This is a genomic window from Chryseobacterium sp. BGARF1, assembly GCF_001677955.1.
GTDB lineage: Bacteria > Bacteroidota > Bacteroidia > Flavobacteriales > Weeksellaceae > Chryseobacterium.
The window spans coordinates 1-22,788 of record NZ_LELA01000068.1; the positions used below are offsets into that span (position 1 = coordinate 1).

Below are 22,788 nucleotides of genomic sequence, written 5' to 3' on the forward strand. Positions count from 1 at the left end.
ATCTATTTTTGATAGATTTTTGTTACCAATAAGTTGGTATATTTTTGGTACAGAATGCAAATATAATTTAAATTAAAAATTTTTACATTATCATGAAAAGAAATATACATAAAAATTTACTTGCAATGCTAAAATCAAAAGGTGTTTTGGCTGTTGCAAGTGGATTATTGTTAATGTCTTGTGGTGCACAGATGGGTGGATATAGCGAGACCGATGGGGTGTATTATGACCCAAATAAAGATACATTGCCGGAGGGTGTCATCATCAATGGTAATGAAGGAAACAGAGTAGGAGAATATTATGATTATTATCAAGATGATACTAATCTGATTCAGAATGCTGAAATGAACGCTGCTCAACAAAATAACCGCTATAGCAGCTGGAATGATTCTAATTGGAACAGTAATGCTACCGATTCCGACTGGGGTAATTTTGCAGGTAGTGAAACCAACTACTACGATAATTCGTGGGGAATGATGGGCTGGGGCTCACCTTGGGGTTGGGGCGGAGGCTTCGGACCTTATTGGGGATCTGGTTGGGGCATGAGCATGTCTTTTGGCTGGGGTAACTCTTGGGGCTGGGGCGGCTACAATCCTTATTGGGGCTGGAATAATTACTGGGGATATAACCCTTATTGGGGAGGCTACAATCCTTATTGGGGATGGGGTGGCCATTACCACAGAGTACCTTACGCACGAAGTGGAGCAAATGGAAGATTTGGAACTAATGGAACAGGAGCTTACAGAACGAATAATTCTATGTTGAAAAATTCTTATAATAACGGTTCTGGCTTCCGAAGCAATACTTCAGGAATGAGACCTGGTTCTTCTTACAGACCTTCTAATAATACGAATAATGGAGGGTTTAGAAATAATAACAATAGCAATGGGGGGTACCGTAATCCTAATAGCGGGATGAGACCTAATATGAATAACGGTGTAAGACCTACAAGACCAAATTACAACTACAATCAACAACAACAATCTCAGCCTAGATATAGAAATGAAAGTACAAGACCTAGTGATAATGGCGGCTTCAGATCAGGAGGTTTTAACTCTGGAAGCAGCAGTGGTGGTTTTAGAGGTGGTTCTTCCGGAGGTGGAGGCGGTATGAGATCCGGCGGAGGCGGTGGTTTCAGATCAGGTGGTAGATAAAGTTAAACTTAATAACTATTAAAAAAATAATGTTAAAAAAATCTCTAGTATTAATGGGTGTGACTGCAGCATTCTATTTGCAGGCTCAGGATATATCAACGATAAGAAATTCGATTGATGTTTATTCAAACACACCAATGGTTGGGTCATCAAAGTTTAACGCAATGGTAGGATCTAACGGAGCTTTAGGAGGTGATGCTACAGCATTACTTACCAACCCGGCAGGTCTGGGTGTTGCAATTGCGGGTGATGTTTCGGCAACTTTATCGGTTACAGATAATAAAAATACAAGCTCTTTAGCAGGGTCTTCAATTAATTATAATATTACAAAAGCTAATATCGGAAATGCGAGCGGTGTTGCAGCTTTTCAGTTGATGACAGAGACTCCTTGGAAGTTTATTAATTTGGGAGCAAGTATTTCTACACAATCGATTGAAAACTATGTGGAAACTGGAGGAAATGCCAACATTTCAATTCCAAAAAATCTTGTTGATGGTTCAGGAAATCCTGTAGTAGGTAATCTTGCTTACTTGGGACATGCTTACAACAGATACGGAACTCAAACTAAATTTAATCTTGGGGTAGGTGCCAATTACAACAACTCACTATATCTTGGTGCAAGTATTAATATGCATTATGCAGATTTAGAACAGTATGATAGTGCCAATTTTGGTTTAGATTTAGATAAAACAATCTATTCATTTGACAAACAATATACTCCGTTTTCTGAAAAATCAAATGGTTTTTCTGCAACTTTAGGGGTTATTGGTAAAATCACCAATCAGTTTAGATTGGGAGCGTCTATAGAAACCCCTACTTGGTGGAACATGGATAGAATCTATACAGACTATTATACAGGAACTGATGGATTGATCTATCTTGATCACTTTACTGAAGACAGGTCGTTCAGATCGCCTATGAAAGCTACTTTTAGTGGTGCATTTGTTCCTACAAAGAATTTTGCAATTAATGTAGATTATACTTTAGGAGTAACGAAGCCTAAATATAAAGTTCAAGGAGATGCGGAAAGGGAGCTAAACTCATTCTTTAATGATTCATACAAAAACTCATCAGAAATAAAAGTTGGGGCAGAATACAGAATCAAAGCTTTAAGATTGAGAGGTGGTTATTCTTATGCTTCAAGTCCGTTTGATGCTATGACGATTAGTGCTTATTCTAATAACGGTCAAGCTGCAGATGTTAATTACAGCAACTTGATTTTAGGAGATAGAAATACGATTGGTGCAGGTATCGGATATGACTTCGGTAAATTCTATGTTGATGCAGCATATCAAAACATCAGCTCTAAATATAAAAACCCTTTCTTGAGTGGAAATGAAAGCTTCGGAACAGGATATTATTCAGGAGATTTTGATGTAGCTACACCAAATTCAGTAGTTTCAGATGTTAAAAATATTAGAAATAATTTCTTTCTAACAGTAGGTTGGAAATTCTAAAATACTATTTATAAAACATAAAAAAGGCTTCGGGAAAATTTCTCGAAGCCTTTTTATTTATCTTAAAATTAAATTTAATGATGATGGCCAACATGAGAATGGTCATGGAATAAATGCATCATTAAAGCCAATGAAACCCCTAAAATAACCAAACCTATTTTAGACCAGTCAATGTTGTGATTTTTATTGCTTTCAAAAATAATAACAGATGAAATATGCAGGAAAATTCCACCTACGATTGCTAAAAAGTATGGTTGCCAAGCTGGGTTGAAATAATTACCTAAAAGCATTCCGAAAGGTGATGCCAAAGCAAATAAACCAACAATTAATATCGATGGATATGAGGTTTTAGAACTTTTCCTGTTGAATAAAAATGCCCCCAAAATAAATGAAATAGGAAGATTGTGAAATACAATTCCCATTAAATAAGGAGAAAACGGATTGGTCTCATTCGCCAAAGGAATCCCCTCAATAAAAGCATGAATGAATAAACCGACCATTAATGCCATCGGAAGAATATTATTTTCACCGTGATGGTGAAAATGTCCGTGTTCGAAACCTTTTGTTAAAGCTTCGAGAATCATTTGCAATAAAACTCCGGCAATAACGAAAATTCCAAGATTACCGATGTCTGAAGTATAAACCTGCGGGAAAACTTCATTTAAACAAATGGTTATTAAAAATCCGGCACTTAAGATCAATAGATTTTTAGAGAATTTTTCTTTTTGTCCGAAAAATTTTCCGAGTAAAACTCCGGCGACAACACTTAATATAAGGAGAATGAATATCATATTAGTTAAAAAGGGGTGATAAACAAAATAAAACAATGACCAGATTCACACCTAATATCATAAGATGTATACCAAAGTTAGTTTTATTTTTAAATAAAATTTTCTTAAAAAAAATTACAAATAGTCCAATGGTCATTAATAAACTTGAAATAACAAAAGGAAGTGGAGGTGTATGACTATGAAAATAACCAAACTTAATTCCACTAAATATTGAAATTAATGTTAATATCATAAATAATATATTGGTCACCACTACAAGTGCAATTTTTCGATCTATTTTTTCTTAAATAAATTGATACAACGTGGCGAAATATCTTTATCAAAATCATTCAATTGATAATTTCCCCAAATTTTCACGCGTTCAAAACCGCTTTCTTCAGCATAGTTTTTAATAGTTTCTAAAGTGTGAAGTTTTACTTTTTCGAAGAAATGATGAGATTTTCCGTCTGCCTCAAATCTTATATTTTTAATAATATGTCTGTCTTCTATTTTTTTAGAAATTTTAAAATCAATTTCTCCTCGTGTAATTGTTGTTTCTGGGACCAAAGTGTTTCGTACAAATTCTTCGTTCAGATAATCCAAAACAAAATACCCGTCTTTTTTCAAAGCATTGCAAACCGATTTGAAAACATTTTTATCATCTTCTTCATTATCAAAATACCCGAAGCTTGTAAAAAGATTAAAAACTGCATCTACAGGATTGTGATCAATAGGGTTTCGCATATCGTGAACATCAAAAATCAACGTTTGGTTTTCAAACTGTTTATTATGCTCAATACTTTGTCTCGAAAGATCTAAACCTAAAACATCATAACCTAATTTATTAAGAAAAACCGAATGTCTTCCCTTTCCACAAGCGAGATCAATAATTTTTGCAGATTGAGGAAGCTCTAACTCAGAGGTAAGTTTTGTAATGAAGTTTTCAGCTTCTGTATAATCTCTGTTGCTGTATAATAAGTGATAATAAGGGGTATCAAACCACGATTCAAACCATTCCATGATGCAAAAATAGTGTTTTTTGGTTGATGGTCAGTAGTTGTTGGTTAATGGTTTTTATCACATATGATGATTTCTATCAACTATAAACTGACAACCAACAACTAAAATCACTATTTTTGCAAAATGGATACAGAAAATCTTAAAATTCAGATAAAAACATTCTTCGGATTAGAACCTATTCTTGCTGAGGAAGTTAAAAAATTAGGTGGAAGAAATGTAGAACTTAAAAACCGTGCAGTAAACTGCGAGGGTGATCTAGGATTTCTTTACAAGATCAATTACTCAGCGAGAACGGCATTGAAAATTTTGGTTCCGATCGATGAATTTAAAGCTTACAACGAGACAAAATTCTACGAAAAGCTTTTTAAATTTGAGTGGGATGATTTTATGAGTGTCGATCAGACTTTTGCTATCGATTCTACGGTGAATTCTGAGAGATTCAGCCATTCACAGTTTATGACTTTCAAAATGAAAGATGCTATTGTAGATTTCTTTCAAAACAGATACGGTAAAAGACCGAGTATAGAGACCAGATCTCCGGATATTAAGTTTCACCTTCATATCGATAGAGAATTGGTGACAATCTCATTAGATTCTTCTGGTGATGCTTTATTTAAAAGAGGCTACAGAAGAGAGCAAGGGGAAGCGCCTATTAACGAAGTTTTGGCAAGTGGAATGCTTCAGTTGGCAGGTTGGGACGGAAAAGGGAATTTCCTGGATCCAATGTGTGGTTCGGGAACGCTTTTAATTGAAGCGGCGATGATTGCAATGGATCTTCCGGCACAGATCTTCAGAAAAAGATTTGGTTTCCAAAACTGGAAAAACTATGATGAAACTTTATTTAACAAAATTAAAGAATTCAGAATAGAAAGAGTGAGAGAATTTCATGGGAAAATTGTAGGATACGATATCGACGGAAGAATGCTGGATGCAGCTGATGCCAACATCGCATCTGCAGAAATGGAAGACATCATCGAGGTAAGAAGACAAGATTTCTTCGAATCTAAAAAAGAATTATTTCCTTTGTTGATGGTTTTCAACCCGCCTTATGATGAGAGAATCTCTATAAATGATGACGATTTTTACAAGAAAATAGGAGATACTTTCAAAACAAATTATCCTAATACTTTGGCTTGGTTAATTTCTTCAGATCTAGACGCACCAAAGAAAATAGGACTTCGACCTTCAAGAAAAATAAAACTTTTCAACGGAAAACTGGAAACCCGATTTTTACAGTATGAAATGTATGAAGGAACGAAAAAACTGCATAAATTAGAAAATAAAGAAGACTAAAAATATGCCTTTTAATATTTTTGATGGTTTGGATGCGCTTGTAGATTTGTTGACTTTGGATTTTTCTAAAAATTCATCTTCAAAATCTGCAATCACCAAAAAGTCTTCAAAAAAATCAAAATACACAACAGAATTATGGAGTGGAAGCTTTCTTGCGATGGCTTCCATTCTTTATTTTATAGTTTTCAAAGATCCTTTACCGGAAGAGAGTTATGTACAAACTCTATTGGTTTGCACTCTCATCGGTTTTCTTATTTCATTCGTCTTGTTTTTCTCGCTTTATCAGCTCGGACTTTTTTATTTTAAAAGTCTTTTTAAATTTATTTTTTTTAACGGTTCGGTGATTTTGCTGATAATTTCTTTTGTACTGTTTATCTATTATAAATCAGGAGTTTTCTTGTAGAAAATAATTTTTCTTAGTGAAATGATCTGTTACATTGGAGGTGACATATTAAGTAACGGAAAATGATTTGTATAATAATGAATACGTATACGATACGGAAATTCATATGTTTGGTACGGAATGAAATCTGTACGTGTCGGAATACTATCTATAGAACTCGGAATACTCTCTGTTTGATGCAGAAAACTATCTATACAGTTCGGAATATGAACTGTCAATAACAAAATGTATTCTGCATATCTCAAAATATCATCTGTACATATCAGAAAACCATCTGTACACTTCGGAATGAGATTTACCTACCTTGGAAAGCTGTCTTTTTACATATTTTAAAAACAATTAAACTTCCTCTTTTTTCTGCCAGGAAAATTTACCTTCTACTTCAACCTGAATAGAAATGCTTAAAAAAGTACGGATAAGAACAATTAATCCTAAAGCTAAAAGCCGATCGATAGTAGGTTCAGTAACCACTGTCGCAATGATATCTCCGGCAACAAGAATTTCGAGACCTAATAAAATGGCTTTTCCCAATTCCTGCTTTAGTATTTTGTAAGATCTGGGATTGGTACTCTGGATAGAAAATAGATACTTTACCAAAGCAATTACGGCTCCGGCAAAAATTGTAAGTACCCCGATAACTTCAATAATTCTGGCGACATAATCTATATAAATTTTAATTTCTTCCATTATGTTGTAAACTTTTTAAGAGATAATTAAGTTAGCTATTTTAATTAATTTTTAAACGCGAATTAATTTTAAAAATTTAAAATGCTAAAATAAGTCTGGGGAATTCGGGAAATCTGCGTGATATATTTTATAGATAAGGGGAATCTAGAATACTTTATAGAAGAATGAAACTTAAAAAAACATAAGAATTTAATAAAAGATCTACATCCAGAGAATAGCCAATAGACTGCCCACAGAAATAAGTACCCAAAGCAAGACTCCTTGAATCAGCGGTTTTACGCCTACAGCCTTCAGTGCTGTGATGCTCATATTTGAACCAATCAGAAATAAAGTAAGTGTTAAACCTTTTTTGGCAAGAAAAACGATGTTCCCTGAAATAGCTTCTATGGCTGGGATGTAAGAGCTTGCTATAATTGCCAATACAAACATAAAAATAAAATAAGGGATTTTTATTTTACCAGTCCCGTTCTTTTTATTAATAAAAGCAAAAAGTAAACTTATAGGGATAATCCAAAGTGCACGTTCTAATTTTACCGTAGTCGCAATTTTCAGAGCCTCATTTCCAAATTTTGAAGATGCTCCTACAACCGAACTTGTATCGTGTATTGCCACAGCACACCACAGCCCGAATTGGTGCTGATCCATACTTAAAAGGTGCCCTAAAACAGGAAATAAAAATAAAGCAATAGAATTGAGTGCAAAAATAGTTGCCAAAGAAACCGACGTTTCGTTTTCATCAGCTTTTATAACCGGTGCAATAGCAGCAATCGCACTTCCGCCACAGATTGCAGTACCGGCGGAAATAAGAGTGGAAGTGTTTTTCCGTATTTTCAAAAATTTTCCGATAAGAATTCCTGCGGTTAATGTAAGAAATATCGATGCCACTGTAAATATGAATCCTTCTTTCCCTGCTTTTAGGGCTTCATGAATATTCATTCCAAATCCTAAACCTACTACTGAAAACTGCAACAAAAAACTGGTAATCTTCCCTTGATATTCTTTGAATGGATGCTGTATCAATAGCGAGACCAAAAATCCTAATACCAATGCTAAAGGAGCATCCATAAAAGGAAGAAGGCAAATAAATGCAGCGAAAAGAAAAATAAATTTTCTGAGCGAAGGTGAAATATTTTTTATCATAACGATGAATTTCTTTTTACAAAATTCAGAAAATAAAATTACAGTATGTTATGATAAATTGTTATTTGATATTACTTAAAGTTATTTATTAGAAATTTTAAAAATAATTTAGGAATATTTTTTAACGTACCATGAAGCTCTACAGAATAGAAAGAACGCAACATTTCCAAATTGTCGATATCTAAAATTTTTAGTTTTCCGGCGATAATTTCGTCAGTTATAGAATAAACGGATACAAAACCAATACAATCTGATACTTTCAAATACGATTTTATGCTTTCGGTACTTCCCAGATAAGCTTCTGTGTGGATGTCTTTTTTGCTGACTCCACTTTGTTTTAAATAGATATTCAAAATATCGAGACTTCCGGAACCCTGTTCGCGGAAAACCCATGGAAACTGTAAAATGTCTTCAATAGTACAGCTACTTTTTTCTGCTAAAGGGTGATTGGTGCTCACGGTACAAACCAATTCGTCTTTTCCAATCTCTGCATATTTCAGTTGCGGTTTTCCGGAAACACCTTCAATAAATCCGACATCAATTTTTTTCTGAATGAGTAAATTCTCAATTTCTTCAGTATTATTGTTGATTAGAATGATCTCGATCCCTTTATGTTGCGAGGCAAATTGTGCTAAGATTTTCGGAAGAATATATTGTGCAATGGTAGTACTCGCGCCAATCTTAAGAGTTCCTTCGTAGGTATTGTTAACCTGATTCATGACGAATTTTCCTTCTTCATAAAGATTCAGAATCTCCTCCGCAAAAAGTGAATATTTTTCTCCTTCCAACGTTAATTTTACCCCTTGTTTGGTTCTTTCAAATAGCTGTACTCCCAACTCATCTTCCAAAGTTTTGATGTGTTTGCTTACCGCAGGTTGCGTGATGAATAAAGCTTCGGAAGCTTTAGAGAAATTCAGATGTTTTTTTACTTCCAGCAAAACTTTTAGTCGGAAATCAGACATGAAATTTTTTTATAAAAGTAACTATTTTTTGTTTTTAACGAACAATTCAATTCTACATTTGCAAACTGTATCACAAAATGGTTAATTTTGAAAAATTTTCAATTTGAAACCTACTATTTCCATCGTCGTTGCTATTTTTAACCGAAAAGATGAACTTTTCGAGCTGTTAAATTCACTCAATTCTCAGACTGATAAAGACTTTGAGGTGATTATCGTTGATGATGGTTCTGTAATCGATCTAAAACCGACAATCCATAATTTTGAAGACATTTTAAATATAAAATATTTCAAAAAAAACAATTCAGGGCCTGGTTTGTCGAGGAATTACGGTGCAAAAAGAGCTTCAAATGATTGGTTGGTCTTTGTAGACAGTGATGTGATCGTTGAGAAAGATTATATTGAAAATATTAAAAACGATATTCTTACCATTCCTTGTGATGCTTTTGGTGGAGCTGATAAAGCGCATAAAGGTTTTAATCTGATGCAGAAAGCAATTTCCTATTCTATGACTTCTGTTTTTACAACCGGGGGAATTAGAGGAAATAAAAAAGCGGTTTCAAAATTTCAACCGAGAAGTTTCAATATGGGTGTGAAAAAAGAGGTTTTCGAGAAAGTAGGTGGGTTTTCGGAGATGAGGATAGGTGAAGACCCAGATTTGTCGATGACACTTTGGGAAAATGGTTTTACTACTGCTTTTTTTGATGACATTGCAGTGTATCACAAACGAAGAGTAGACTTCGGAAAATTTTCAAAACAGGTCTATCAGTTTGGTTGTGCAAGGCCTATTCTTAACCAAAGACACCCTAACTACGTGAAAATTTCTTTTGCATTTCCTACTTTATTTTTATTAGGGTATGTTTTAGGATTTATTGAATATTTTATGCTACAAAAAGGTTTTGTTCTTTCTCTTTTCGGATTGTATACTTTCATGGTCCTGATTCATGCTACAATAGTTACTAAGAATATTGCTATTGCAGGAATGGCGGTCATTTCAACCTATATTCAAATGTTTTCTTACGGATATGGTTTCTTAAAATCCTGGATCTTATTAAATGTTTTAAAAATGAAACCTGAGGATGCATTTCCTAAACATTTTCATAAAGTTTAAATTTTTGTTGAAGTTTTTAACGCAAAGATTTATTTGGATAGCATATGATTTTAAGAGGCAAAGGCAAATGAATTTGCTTCGCGAAGCTTGAAAATATGGCTTTATCAAATCAATAAAAATGAAACCTGAGGATGCCTTTCCTAAACATTTTCATAAGATTTAAATTTTTATGTTTTTTAACGCAAAGATTTATTTGGATAGCGTATGATTTTAAGAGGCAAAGGCAAATGAATTTGCTTCGCGAAGCTTGAAAATATGGCTTTATCAAATCGACTTGTTAATCTTCTTTTCTTCTTAAAATAGAGATTTAAAATTTAAAAAAATAATAAAGGCTGTCAAAATTTTGACAGCCTTTATACAATAATTAAAATATGGATGAAGTGATTTCATGGTTTAGAACGCCTGTTTTGAGCATGCATTCTTTCATCTTTTCGTAGGTACGTTCGATATCGTGGTCGAGACCGATTGAGAATCTTATTAATCCGTCAGAAATTCCCATTTCTTCACGTTCCTCTTCAGGAATTTCTGATGAAGTTGAACTTCCGGAGCATGAGAATAATGTTTTGTAAAAGCCTAAACTTACTGCTAAATAACCCAGGTTTTCCTGCTGCATCATTTCCATCAATTCGTTGGCTTTGTCTGTTGTTCCGGCATCTAAAGTCAGCAATCCTCCAAATCCGAATTCTTCATGCATCATGCTTTTCATTAAATCATGATTTTTATGAGACTTCAAACCTGGATATGAAACTTTTAAACCGTCTTCCTCAAATCTTTCAGCTAAAAATAAAGCGTTATGACTGTGCTGTTTCATTCTGATGTGAAGCGTTCTTAAATTTTTAAGAATACTTGCAGACCTGAAACTGTCCATTGTAGGACCTAAAAGCATACAAGCTCCGTTGTTTACATTTTTGGTATCATTAATAAATTCCTGACTTCCACAATAAACTCCACCCACAGTATCACTGCTTCCATTGATGAATTTTGTTAGACTGTGGATCACAATATCTGCTCCCAAAAGAGTAGGAGAGATAGTAAGTGGAGAAAAAGTGTTGTCTACAATAAGTTTTAAGTTATGTCTTTTGCAGATTTCCGAAAGTTTTCTTAGGTCGGCAACTTCCAAAAGAGGGTTGCTTACACTTTCGCAATATATGATTTTTGTGTTTTCGTTAATAGCATTTTCTATAGATTCAAAATTATTGATATCTACAAATGAAGTTTCAATTTGGAAAGGCGGCAGAAAATTTTTCATAAAAGCATACGTTCCGCCGTAAATTGTTCTGCTTGAAATAATATGATCACCCGATTTGCAAACCTGCATTAAAACAGAAGTAATCGCACCCATTCCCGAAGCGGTAACATTGGCAGCTTCGGTATTTTCCATTTTTGCCAAAGCTTCAGAAAGATAAAGGTTCATCGGGGATGAATGTCTTGAATATAGATAGCAACCTTCTGCATTACCTTCGAAGGTATCAAACATTGTTTTCGCTGAAAGAAAAGTATACGTTGAGCTGTCAGAAATTGAAGGATTTACACCTCCAAATTCTCCGAAATACTGAAGGTCCTGTATTTCATTTGCCGCATTGAAATGGTTCATATTTTTTTGTTTTAAAAATGAATATTTCCGATGCATATAACAACTAAAATTTAAATATTTAGAAAATAAAACTATTAAATTTAATTTTTTTAGAATATAAGTTGGTTATATTTGCTTTATTCTAAATTTTAGTAAAATATTATCTATGACTTTTGATGAAACCGATAAAAAACTGTTGCAATATTTACAGGAAGACTGTAAGCAAACCACCAAAGAACTGTCTTATAAGCTTGGTCTTTCGGTAACTGCGGTGTATGAACGCATCAAAAAACTCGAAAATTCAGGTGTAATTTCCAAATATGTAGCTTTGGTAGACAAGACAAAAATTGACAGAAAATTTCTGATCTTATGCCATGTGAAATTGACTCAGCACAAAAAAGAATATGTGATGCAGTTTGAAAAAGAAGTAATGAATTTACAGGAAGTCACCGAATGCTTCCATGTAAGCGGCGATTACGATTATATTTTGAAAATCTGCCTAAAAGATATGGATGATTACAGAAATTTTATGGTGACCAAACTCACGACTTTGCAGCATATTGCAAGTACACACAGCTCTTTCACTATCTCTGAAGTGAAAAATACAACCAAAATTATTCTGTAAGCAAAGCTTTTACGTTGATTTTATTTAGGGCAGCTCAGAACTTCGTTCGTAAACTTCGATAAAAGCCTTCGCTTTTTTCTCATTTATGCCCTCCGTTCCCGCTTTTTTACAATTTTCCTCGCCTTTTTCCTTTTTTAAAATTGTAAAAAGAGCTCCAGTCAGGTCGGGCTGCGTGCAATTCGATGTTTTTAAATTATGACTTAAACTACACTAACACCCCATTTTTAGAAGTAATTGCATCAGGTAAATCTGTTTCGCCTGTCATTTGAAGAAGGTCGATCTCTATAGCTCTACAAATTGCAAGCATAGGAATATCAAACATCAATCCTTCGAAAGGGTTTTCAGAATAATCACCCACCAATTCCATAATAATATAGATCCAGCCAATTATAATACAGAAAGGAATAGATGCCCAAATTCCCCAATCTCCCAATTTGGCAAATTCACTTACCAAACCTAAAGGAAGTAAGGCTATAAAAATGATATTAAAAACGAAAGCTGTACTCGCAAACTGTCTTGGTAAAGGAAATTTTTTAATTCTCTCGGCTTGTCCCTGCAACGTATAAAATTCATTAAGACAATCTTGAAGCTGTATCTGATTAAACTCTGAAATTGCTTCCCTATTTTTCAGCTCGTTCACATCTTTCGATTGTTGAGCAATAAGATACGTTGCAAAATTTTTATAATGAGATTGAAGTTCGGCTTCTTCTTCAGATAGATATTTATTAAGAAAAATGGGAGTTCTTCCATAATCCGGAAAACCAGCTTTTATTAATCGGTTTCGTTTGTGGTCTATATTTTTAAAATGTTCTTGTTCTACTTTTATATGTTCCCATTCGGCAGGAACCAAAAGCTGCTCACGAAAAGCATACAGCCATGCAATATGACGGTGAACAATCTTTTTCTTGCGGTCTTCTAGATCAAACTTTCCTAGTTTTTCATTATTGGTGTCAAAAGCATAAATCATAGAGGCAAACGAACGGCTTGAGTTTACAATTCCACCCCAAATTTTTCTCGCTTCCCACAATCTGTCGTATGCCTGGTTATTTTTAAAACCGACCAAAAAAGCTTCTGCTGTACCAATCAATGCAACGGGAACCCAAGGAATAATCATCCAGTCCCAATGAAAAACGTGAAAAAGTACAGCAATCAATGTACACCAAAGAGAAATCAGGATTACGTGAAATCCTGATAAGTTGAGAACCTGTTTGTAATTGACGTATTTTGTAGTAATCATTTTTAGAAGTAAAATTTTTGTAAAACCAAGTTAGCAAAAAGTGTACAAAAAAACCTCTAAAAAATTTTAGAGGTTCAAATTTATTTTTTTACTTAAATTAATATTTCAGCATTTCATCAATTTTCTTCGTAAGCTTTTCAGCATTTGGAAGCATTTCTTTTTCCAGAACTAAATTGATTGGAACTGCAGGAGTATCAAGTGATCCCATCGTTTCTACAGGGGCATCAAGATATTTGAAACAGTTTTTAGAAATACGGTGTGCAAAGGCTTCAGCGAAAGAGTTGTTGAGCTGTTCTTCTGTTAAAACAATACACTTTCCGTGTGCTTTTACTCTTTCAAAAACCAATTCTTCATCCAAAGGAATAATGGTTCTTAGGTCAATCACTTCCACTTTACCATTGAAGTTTTTAACGGCTTCTTTTGCCCAATAAACTCCCATTCCGTAAGTGATTACCACTACAGTATTTCCTTTTTTGATTTCTTTATCATCAGCTTCAATTACAATTCGTCCTTTTCCGAAAGGTAAAATATAATCTTCAGCAGGCTCAATCGTTTTAGCATCTTCAGTTCCCGGAACTTTACTCCAGTATAATCCTTTATGTTCTAACATAACCACAGGATTCGGGTCGTAATAAGCTGCTTTTAATAAACCTTTGAAATCAGCTGCATTGCTTGGATAAGCGATTTTAATCCCTTTAATATTCGCTAAAATACTTTCAACACTTCCACTGTGGTAAGGTCCGCCACCGCCGTAAGCTCCGATTGGTACACGAATGATATTGCTCACAGGGAATTTACCCTGACTTAAATAACTTGATTTTGAGATTTCCGTGATCAACTGATTGATTCCCGGATAAATATAGTCTGCAAACTGTACTTCAACAATCGGTTTTAAACCAACTGCGCTCATTCCGGTTGTAGAACCGATAATATAAGCCTCCTGAATTGCTGTGTTGAAAACTCTTTTGCTTCCGAATTTCTTCCCTAAAGTCACTGTCTCACGGAAAACACCACCAATTCTTTCACCAACATCCTGTCCGTACAACAAGGCTTCCGGATGTTTCCACATAATTTCCTGAATAGCATGAATGGCAGCATCTACCATCACGATTTTTTCTCCACCTTCCGGTTCACGGGTTCCTACTTCTTCGGTAATAGGAGTGGGTGCAAAAATATGTTGCATCACTGTTTCAGGCTTCGGGTCTTCAGCTTTCTGAGCTTTTTCGAATGCTTCTTCGGCTTCAAGACGAGCTTTTTTAGTGATTTGTTTTAATAAATCTTCATCAACACCAGATTCCAATAATTGATTTCTCAAGATCTCTCCGGGGTCTTTTGCTCTATGCTTCGTTAAATCTTCTTCATCTCTATAGAATTCTCTTCTCACTCCGGAAGTATGGTGACCAATCAAAACTGTTTTTGCACAAACAACCAAAGGTTTTCTTTCTGCTCTTACAAAATCGACAGCCTTTTTCATGACTTCGAAGCTTTCAACGAAATTGGTTCCGTCAACTCGCATTCTTCCCAAACCTTCAAACCCTGCTACGAAATCATAAGCATCACAAGTTCTTGCTTCTTCTTTGGTAACTGAAATTCCCCATTCATTATCCTGAACTAAGAAAATAATAGGAAGCTGGTGTAAAGCTGCGAATTGCAACGCTTCACTTACTTCACCTTCAGTTACAGAATTGTCTCCAAGACTACAAACAACAACAGGATTATTTTCAAATTGTTGTAAATTAAAATCCTGAATATATTTTATTCCCTGTGCGACTCCCGCTGTCGGAATGGTCTGCATTCCTGTTGCTGAACTTTGATGAATGATTTTTGGTTTGTCTTCATCTCTGCTCGAAGGATGAGAATAGTATGATCTACCTCCTGAAAAAGGGTCATCAGCTTTTGCCAATAATTGCAACATCAATTGATAAGGTTCGAAACCAATTCCCAAAAGAATACTTTCGTCTCTGTAATAAGGCGAAACCCAGTCTTCTTTTTTTAATTGATAAGCCGTTGCCAGTTGAATTGCTTCATGACCTCTTGATGTGCTATGAACATATTTGGTAATATTTCTGTTCTCTTCATAGATGTCTGCCATTGCTTTGGCAAGCATCATATGATTGTAAGCTTTAAGCAAAATATCTTTTGAAACTTTTTCGTGAAGTGTATTTTCCATAGGAAGCAAATATACATAAAAAAACAAAACACTAACAAGTGTTAGTGTTTTGCATAAAATTATATCTGAATTATAATTATTCTTTGATAACTTTCTTAGAAATAACGTCTTTATCGGTTTTTACTTCAATGATATAGATACCATTAGTGTAAGAAGATAGACTAATTGTTTCTTGAGCACTATTGATTACACCATTCTGTAATCTTTTACCAGATAAATCATATACTGTGTAGCTAGATTTTTTAGGCGCTTTCAAGATGTTTACAACATCTTTTGTAAGAGTTGGTGCAATAACAATTCCATTTGTTGAATTTGCAACATCTTTTGTTCCTAAAACTTCACTAAATCCTGTAACGATTATTGAGTAGTCTTGTGGAGTTAAAATAGGAGTTGCAGCATTATTAACAAGTGTTCCTTTATTAGTTATTTCTATTCTATATGTTCTACCTGCAACTGGGTTGTCTAAAACTACTTGTTCTACGTTGTCAACAGTATTATCACCTTTTGTTGCAGGAGTCATAGGGCTTTCTGCATTAAGCTTCCAAGGGTAATAGATTGTGTTTGTTGTTGTGTCGATGATTTTTAAATCCAAATCATTGACAAGTCTTGATACCCTATTATTGTAAACATCACTTATGAACTGACTTGGGTAATTAAATTGAGGGTCAATCCAAGAAATTGTAACTTTTAATGGCTCAGAACCTGATGCTTTAATAGTTTTACTATTTAAAACACCACTTGTTAAAGTTTCATTATTAAATATTACCGAGTTGTTTGATTTGGCAACTAACAGCTCAGCACCTTTTTGAGCATTGATAAATCCCCATCCAAAATGTGGGTCTGGTCCAACATTCCCTGCCTCTGAAGCTGAATGAATCATTAAAGTTTTAGCTGAAGAAGCATTTAGTTCTGCATTATTGAAAAGTTGTTTATTGATTTGCGTCCATAATCCAATGATTCCTGTAACTACCGGAGCTGAAAAAGATGTTCCGTTTCCTCCAGCCCAACCTGTTGCTCCCGTGGAGTCAGTTGAAGGATAATAAACACCAGTTCCAACAGTTGAAATGTCAGGTTTGATTCCACCATCATCTCTAGGTCCTGCGCTGCTGTAAGATGAGCGTATAACATCACTCGGTTGTGTATATTTGAAGTTATTAGTGGTGATAATGTTTGTGGCACCAACTACAATAATGTTTTTTGCTAATGAACCAGGACCTATACAATCATAACCTTGAGGGCAATTGTCTGTTGGTAACGTGGCAGTAGCTGGGAATTGTACCCAGGCATTGTTGCTTTTGTAGTATTTTGGTGCAGTGCCTGCGGATGCGTTAGGACCCATTCCAAAATAGTTACCAGAAGATTTTACAATGACATAAGATGGGTTGTTATAAACAATTGCATCGTAATTATAATCATTACTCCAGTAAGTTCCGTTATAGTCATAAATTATTTCATTTTGATAACCTCCATTCCAATAATATCCTGTTACAGGATATGGGGAGACGCTACTATTAGTTTCGCTCCAACCAGAATTTACTCCATATGAATGATTGGAAATTTTAGGTTGAGCAATTAATATTTTATCAAATACGGTACTTGGAGCTAAGTTGTTAGGTGCGGGTAAGGTAGTTTCAACAAACCTATAGTTATCCATAATTGAGTTGATAGCTACACCTTTAGCGTTACCCACAAAGACTGGTGGTGTTCCAGTTGTTAAATTTACACTCTTAGAACCAATGAATCCAGAAACACCTGTGGCATGGTCAGAATATGGCTGACTTGTAGTTTCTTTATTGTTAATTCTAGCTACATTATTTGTCATGTTGTTAAATGCCTCATGATTTTCTGCCGCCCTTCCACCATCAAAAACAGTATACTTAATGCCTTCACCATTAAATAAACCTGATAGTCCAGTAACAGTTCCAGCATTTAAGACATCAGCATTAGAATTTGATACTTGTCTTGTGTCTTCCTGTTGGTAGAAATAGGGTTCATTCAAATAAAAACCTGCAAAATTTGCTCTCTCTTCTTCTATTTCTTTTAAAACTTCTGGTGATTTATTAGCTCCGTAACGTTTCGCAACATAAGAGTCAAATTTTGCATTGTTCTCTTTTTTTTGTCTCTCAAATTCTCTCTTCAATGCATCGTTGTTTTGTGCACTCAATAGAGAAATTGCCAATGTACTTATTAAAAGTAAATGTTTTTTCATGATAAACTATAAAAATTAATTACACGACTATGAATAGCAAATATATGAATTAATAATTTTTCTTCGAATGAATTTAGTAAATTAATAAAAAAATATTTATTTTATATGTTAAAATTGTAGTTTTTGCGAGACTTCTTATGATGTTCAAAATTGGGTAGTTTCAGCTATTTAAACTTATCAATAAAAATTATAAAAATTGAAGTAACTTTACATTCTCTTTTTAATTTAAAAAAGCTACATGTATTTAGTTTTTGATACCGAAACCACTGGTTTACCGAAAAATTTTAACGCTCCATTATCAGATTCAGACAACTGGCCAAGAATGGTGCAGATTGCGTGGCAGTTACACGATGATAATGGTGTTTTATTAGAAAATCAGGATTATATTATAAAGCCGGAAGGATATGATATTCCCTTTAACGCGGCAAGAATTCACGGAATTACAACCAAAATCGCTAACGAAGAAGGTCGTGATCTTGAAGAAATTTTAAATGAATTTGCTGAAGTTTTAGAAAGGGTAAGAGTCGTTTCCGGACACAATGTTGAGTTTGATTATAATATCGTTGGTGCCGAGTTTTTTAGAAAAAACATTCAGGATAACCTTCAGGAAAAGCCAAAAGCTGATACCATGATCCTAGGTACAAATTATTGTCAACTAGGTGGGGGAAGAGGTGGACGATATAAGTCTCCAAAACTAGAAGAGTTATATGAAAAACTATACGGTCATAAATTTGATGAAGCGCACAATGCTGCAGCCGATGTAAATGCGACCGCTCAGGTTTTCTTCGAAATGATGCGTATCGGGATAATTCCTGCTGAGGTTTTGAAAACTTCTGAAGACCAGCTGGCGTACTTCAAAACACTTTATCCAGACCCTATTAAACCTTTTGGTATCATTATCAGAAGGCAGGTTGCAGATTTTAATAATAAGAAAAAGCAGACCGATGTAGGGAGTATTGATGATATTGATTTAGGAAGATATTTCAATTTTGATAATCATAGTGTTTTTTCAACTTTAACGGCGACTTCAAGTATTAATGATTTAATAAAGAAAGCTTCAGAAGAAAATTTTCCAGCAGTCGGAATGGTCGATTTGGGAAATATGATGGGAGCTTTCAAGTTTGTTTCTGCGGTTGAATCTGCTAATTCGGATCGCGCAAAAAAACATAAAGAATATTTAGCAAAAAAACAGGAAGCTGAGGAAAATGCAACGGAATTCAACGAAACTGAACCTGTTTCTGATCCATTAATTCCTGTTGTAGGCTGTGAGTTTTATATTTCAGACCGATACGAACAGAAACAATTTACAAAAGACGACCCCGACAGAAGAACGCAGGTTGTTTTGTTGGCGAAAGATTTTAATGGATATAAAAATTTAGCTAAGCTTTCAAGTATTGGTTTTCTTAAAGGGTTTTATTTTGGAGTTCCCAGAATTAGCCGTGAGGTGATTGCTGAATACAAAGAAGGTTTAATTGCTCTTACTTCAGGTATTATGGGAGATATTCCCGATGCTATTTTAAATACGGGTGAGCAAAAAGGGGAGGAACTTTTCAAATGGTGGAAAGATACTTTTGAAGATGATTTTTATGTTCAGATCCAAAATCATCAACTTCCTGAAGAAGAACATTTGAATGATGTTTTATTACATTTTGCAGATAAATACGATGTTAAAATTTTAGCACAGAATCAAACCTATTATACCAATAAGGAGGATTCTAATATTCAGGATATTGTAAGCTGCATTAAAGATGGTGAAAAGCAGACAACACCCGTTGGGAAAGGTTTTGGCAAAAGACGAGGCTTAGGAACAAAGGAGTATTATATTAAAAATTCGCACGAGATAAAAGAAGCTTTTCTAAATTATCCCGATGCATTTGATGCGTATGAAGAGTTTACTGCAAAATTTAAACCTTATACTTTAAAAAGAGACGTTTTACTTCCGAAATTTGATATTCCTGAAGAGTTTGTACATGCTGAAGATGAAATTGATGGCGGAAAACGTGGTGAAATGGCTTATTTGACGCATCTTACTTATGAAGGAGCCAGAAAAAGATATGCAGATACTGGGATTACCGATGAAATCAAAGAACGTTTAGATTTCGAGCTCGAAGTAGTTGCCAATACAGGTTATCCAGGTTATTTTTTGATTGTACAGGATTTCTGTAATGAAGCCAGAAAAATGGGAGTTTGGGTTGGTCCTGGTCGTGGTTCTGCAGCTGGTTCTGCAGTCGCATATTGTACCGGGATTACCAATGTGGATCCTATTAAATATGATTTACTTTTTGAGAGATTCCTGAATCCTGAAAGGGTTTCGATGCCCGATATTGATATCGATTTTGATGATGAAGGTCGAGATAAAATTATTAAATGGGTTGTTGAAAAATATGGTAAAAATCAGGTAGCGCAAATCATTACATACTCAGTTTTGGGTGGTAAATCTGCGATTAAAGATGCGGGAAGGGTTTTAGATTTGCCAATTCCGGATACTATTAATATTACAAAATTAATTCCCCCAAGTCCGGGGATGAATATTGCTAAAGCATTAGCAAAATATGATAAATTAAAACCTGAAGAACAGATGCTTGTCGATGAGATGAAGTATGTTCTTAATACGCCTGATGATGCACGTCACGACGTTTTGTCGAGTGCAAAAAAGATGGAAGGCTGTATACGAAATACAGGAATTCACGCTTGTGGAGTAATTATTACACCTGAAGATGTGAGTAATATTATTCCGGTAACGATTGCTGCAAAAGATGCCGATATCTTGGTTTCGCAATTTGACAACTCGGTGGCGGAAAGTGCCGGTCTTTTAAAGATGGACTTTTTGGGTCTTCGAACGCTGACGATTATTAAAGATGCTTTAAAAATAATTAAAGCAAGACATGGAGTTGATATCGATCCGGATACTATTCCGTTGGATGATACTAAAACATATCAATTATTTAAAGAGGGTAGAACGGTCGGGATTTTCCAATATGAAAGTCCGGGAATGCAGAAATACATGAGAGAGCTTAAACCGACGGTTTTTGCCGATTTAATTGCCATGAATGCATTATACAGACCGGGTCCGATTAAATATATTCCAAACTTTATCAACAGAAAACATGGGATTGAAGAAATTGTTTATGATTTGGAAGAAACCAAAGAACATCTTCAAGAAACCTATGGAATTACCGTTTATCAGGAGCAGGTAATGTTGCTGTCTCAGAAATTGGCCAACTTTACAAAGGGGGAAGCTGATACTTTGAGGAAAGCGATGGGTAAAAAGCAGATTGAGGTTCTGAACAAAATGTACCCCAAATTCATTGAAGGCGGAAGAAAAAATAACCTGAATGAAGAAAGACTAGAGAAAATATGGAATGACTGGAAAGCTTTTGCAGAATACGCTTTCAACAAGTCTCACTCCACTTGTTATGCATTGATTGCTTATCAGACAGCATATTTAAAGGCTAATTATCCTGCAGAATATATGGCAAGTGTAATGAGTAACAACATTAACAATACCGAATCTATTACCATGTTCATGGAAGATTGCAAAAGTATAGGTGTGGATGTTTTGGGACCAGACGTGAATGAATCTCAGTATAAATTCTCAGTAAACGAAAAAGGACAAATCCGTTTTGGATTGGGTGCAATCAAAGGAATTGGAGAAGGACCGAGTGAGGGAATTACTAAAGAACGTACAAACGGAAGATTTAAAAATGTTTACGATTTCTTCGAAAGGATTTTGCCTTCTCAGATGAATAAAAGAGTGGCTGAAAGTTTGGTTGTAGCTGGTGCATTTGATGAATTAGGTTCTTTCCACAGAGGTCAGTATTTTGACATTGATATGTCGGGGAAAACGAATCTTGAAAGATTAATTCGCTATGGACAAAGTTTTCAGGAGAGTAAAAACGAACTGGAATATTCTCTTTTTGCTGATTTTGCTGATGAAGTTCAGATTGAGCAACCCAAATTAGCACCTTGTCCGGAATGGCCAAATATGCATAAATTAAATAAGGAAAAAGAAACCATTGGGTTTTATCTTTCTGCGCATCCTTTGGATGAGTTTAAATTTCAATATCAATTTATGCAGGGCAGTTTATCTAAAAAATCTGTTTTGGAAAAAGAGGATGAAACAAAAGTGGTCACCGACGAAGCTCCTATTCTTGAAAAAGACTCTGTGGATGAAGTAGCTGATTTAATAGAAATAGTTTCTGATGATATTGTTGCAGGTGAGGAAGAAGTAATTATTGAAGAGGTAACTAAAAAAGCTGAGCCTAAAGGTGTTTTCGGATTTTTAAATCTCGATGAGGTAGATGCTTATAAAGAGCAGGCTTTTGCCAATAAGCAGGAAGAATTGTTTGAAGAAAAGAAAAAAGACTGGAAAACACTGCAGAAAGAAAGAGAAAATGGCGGTGGCGGAAAAGAATATACTGTTGCAGGCTTGATTACGGAATATGTTGTGAAGGATGGCTTTAGAAGCGGTGAAAAAGTGGCTTTTGTAACATTGGAAGATTATTCCGGGTCGTATTCTTTCAGGTTGGGAGATCGCGATTATATGAAATTAAAAGAAAAACTTGAGGTGCAGCGTTTTGTTATTTTAAAAATAAAATTTGCGCAGGTAAAGGATGGGAGAGTATTCGTCAACGTGAATGAAGTGATTGAATTACAGGAAGCTTTTGAAAAATTTGCCAAAAGCATCTCTTTGGTGATGGATGTGATGGATTTTCGAAGTGAAGACCTTAGTTTCTTTAGAAATGTACTGAATGAAAATCAAGGCAATCAAAAATTTAAATTTTATATTAAAAATGTTGAAGACGATTCTCATATTGAAGTTCAATCGATGAAACATACCGTAAATCTTAACGGAGATTTAATAAAAAATATTCAACTTCTTAATAAATATGAGTTTTATCTAAACTGATTTTAAGTCAATAAATAATATTTAGGTCGTAATCTGATAAAGATTACGACTTTTTTATGGAATTTCTTTAA

General features: G+C 34.7%; 16 protein-coding genes. 7 read left to right on the forward strand and 9 right to left on the reverse strand.

Translation table 11 applies throughout. The features are described 5' to 3' along the window. Nucleotides 1–92: 92 nt before the first annotated feature. Complete coding sequence (locus tag AB671_RS23005) at nucleotides 93–1,154, forward strand: prolyl-tRNA synthetase (protein ID WP_066675534.1); 1,062 nt, start codon at nucleotides 93–95, stop codon at nucleotides 1,152–1,154. Between the two features lie 29 nt (nucleotides 1,155–1,183). Continuing rightward, nucleotides 1,184–2,611, forward strand: a complete 1,428-nt coding sequence (locus AB671_RS13245) for an OmpP1/FadL family transporter (protein ID WP_066675536.1) — start codon at nucleotides 1,184–1,186, stop codon at nucleotides 2,609–2,611. 74 nt (nucleotides 2,612–2,685) lie between these two features. Here AB671_RS13245 and AB671_RS13250 read toward each other — a convergent pair whose 3' ends face one another. Then, entirely contained in the window at nucleotides 2,686–3,402 is a 717-nt protein-coding gene (locus AB671_RS13250; protein ID WP_066675539.1) for a zinc permease, read from the reverse strand. 273 nt (nucleotides 3,403–3,675) lie between these two features. Continuing rightward, complete coding sequence (locus AB671_RS13260) at nucleotides 3,676–4,401, reverse strand: class I SAM-dependent methyltransferase (RefSeq protein WP_066675543.1); 726 nt, start codon at nucleotides 4,399–4,401, stop codon at nucleotides 3,676–3,678. Between the two features lie 123 nt (nucleotides 4,402–4,524). Here AB671_RS13260 and AB671_RS13265 point away from each other — a divergent pair, with 123 nt between their 5' ends. Beyond that, a complete protein-coding gene (locus AB671_RS13265) occupies nucleotides 4,525–5,694 on the forward strand; it encodes a class I SAM-dependent RNA methyltransferase (protein ID WP_066675545.1) in 1,170 nt (389 codons plus the stop codon). Nucleotides 5,695–5,698: 4 nt separating this feature from the next. Further along, a complete protein-coding gene (locus AB671_RS13270) occupies nucleotides 5,699–6,097 on the forward strand; it encodes a hypothetical protein (protein WP_066675547.1) in 399 nt (132 codons plus the stop codon). A gap of 339 nt (nucleotides 6,098–6,436) precedes the next feature. On the opposite strand, the gene AB671_RS13275 is transcribed toward AB671_RS13270, so the two are convergent. The 3 genes from AB671_RS13275 to AB671_RS13285 form a co-directional block, all read right to left on the reverse strand. Continuing rightward, complete coding sequence (locus AB671_RS13275; RefSeq protein WP_066675549.1) at nucleotides 6,437–6,784, reverse strand: DUF1622 domain-containing protein; 348 nt, start codon at nucleotides 6,782–6,784, stop codon at nucleotides 6,437–6,439. 201 nt (nucleotides 6,785–6,985) lie between these two features. After that, entirely contained in the window at nucleotides 6,986–7,924 is a 939-nt protein-coding gene (locus tag AB671_RS13280; protein WP_066675551.1) for a YeiH family protein, read from the reverse strand. A 71-nt stretch (nucleotides 7,925–7,995) separates the two neighbouring features. Further along, the gene (locus AB671_RS13285) at nucleotides 7,996–8,886 is read right to left on the reverse strand and encodes a LysR family transcriptional regulator (protein ID WP_066675552.1); all 891 of its coding nucleotides are present in this window, start codon (nucleotides 8,884–8,886) and stop codon (nucleotides 7,996–7,998) included. 103 nt (nucleotides 8,887–8,989) lie between these two features. On the opposite strand from AB671_RS13285, the gene AB671_RS13290 reads away from it, so the two are divergent. Continuing rightward, a complete protein-coding gene (locus AB671_RS13290; RefSeq protein ID WP_066675553.1) occupies nucleotides 8,990–9,994 on the forward strand; it encodes a glycosyltransferase in 1,005 nt (334 codons plus the stop codon). 364 nt (nucleotides 9,995–10,358) lie between these two features. Here the strand turns inward: AB671_RS13290 and AB671_RS13295 are convergent, their stop codons facing one another. Further along, entirely contained in the window at nucleotides 10,359–11,588 is a 1,230-nt protein-coding gene (locus tag AB671_RS13295; protein WP_066675568.1) for an aminotransferase class I/II-fold pyridoxal phosphate-dependent enzyme, read from the reverse strand. Between the two features lie 145 nt (nucleotides 11,589–11,733). Here AB671_RS13295 and AB671_RS13300 point away from each other — a divergent pair, with 145 nt between their 5' ends. Next, nucleotides 11,734–12,192, forward strand: coding sequence for an Lrp/AsnC family transcriptional regulator (locus AB671_RS13300; protein WP_066675554.1), 459 nt, complete (start codon nucleotides 11,734–11,736; stop codon nucleotides 12,190–12,192). Nucleotides 12,193–12,397: 205 nt separating this feature from the next. Here AB671_RS13300 and AB671_RS13305 read toward each other — a convergent pair whose 3' ends face one another. From AB671_RS13305 to AB671_RS13315, 3 genes are all read right to left on the reverse strand, one after another. After that, complete coding sequence (locus AB671_RS13305; RefSeq protein ID WP_066675557.1) at nucleotides 12,398–13,429, reverse strand: bestrophin family protein; 1,032 nt, start codon at nucleotides 13,427–13,429, stop codon at nucleotides 12,398–12,400. Between the two features lie 97 nt (nucleotides 13,430–13,526). Further along, nucleotides 13,527–15,599, reverse strand: a complete 2,073-nt coding sequence (locus AB671_RS13310) for a thiamine pyrophosphate-dependent enzyme (protein ID WP_066675559.1) — start codon at nucleotides 15,597–15,599, stop codon at nucleotides 13,527–13,529. Nucleotides 15,600–15,675: 76 nt separating this feature from the next. Continuing rightward, nucleotides 15,676–17,778, reverse strand: a complete 2,103-nt coding sequence (locus tag AB671_RS13315; RefSeq protein WP_228391042.1) for a S8 family peptidase — start codon at nucleotides 17,776–17,778, stop codon at nucleotides 15,676–15,678. A gap of 268 nt (nucleotides 17,779–18,046) precedes the next feature. Between AB671_RS13315 and dnaE the strand changes: the two genes are divergently transcribed. Beyond that, nucleotides 18,047–22,717 (forward strand): DNA polymerase III subunit alpha, encoded by a 4,671-nt coding sequence (gene dnaE, locus AB671_RS13320; RefSeq protein ID WP_066675563.1) that lies wholly within the window; start codon nucleotides 18,047–18,049, stop codon nucleotides 22,715–22,717. The last annotated feature ends 71 nt before the right edge of the window (nucleotides 22,718–22,788 follow it).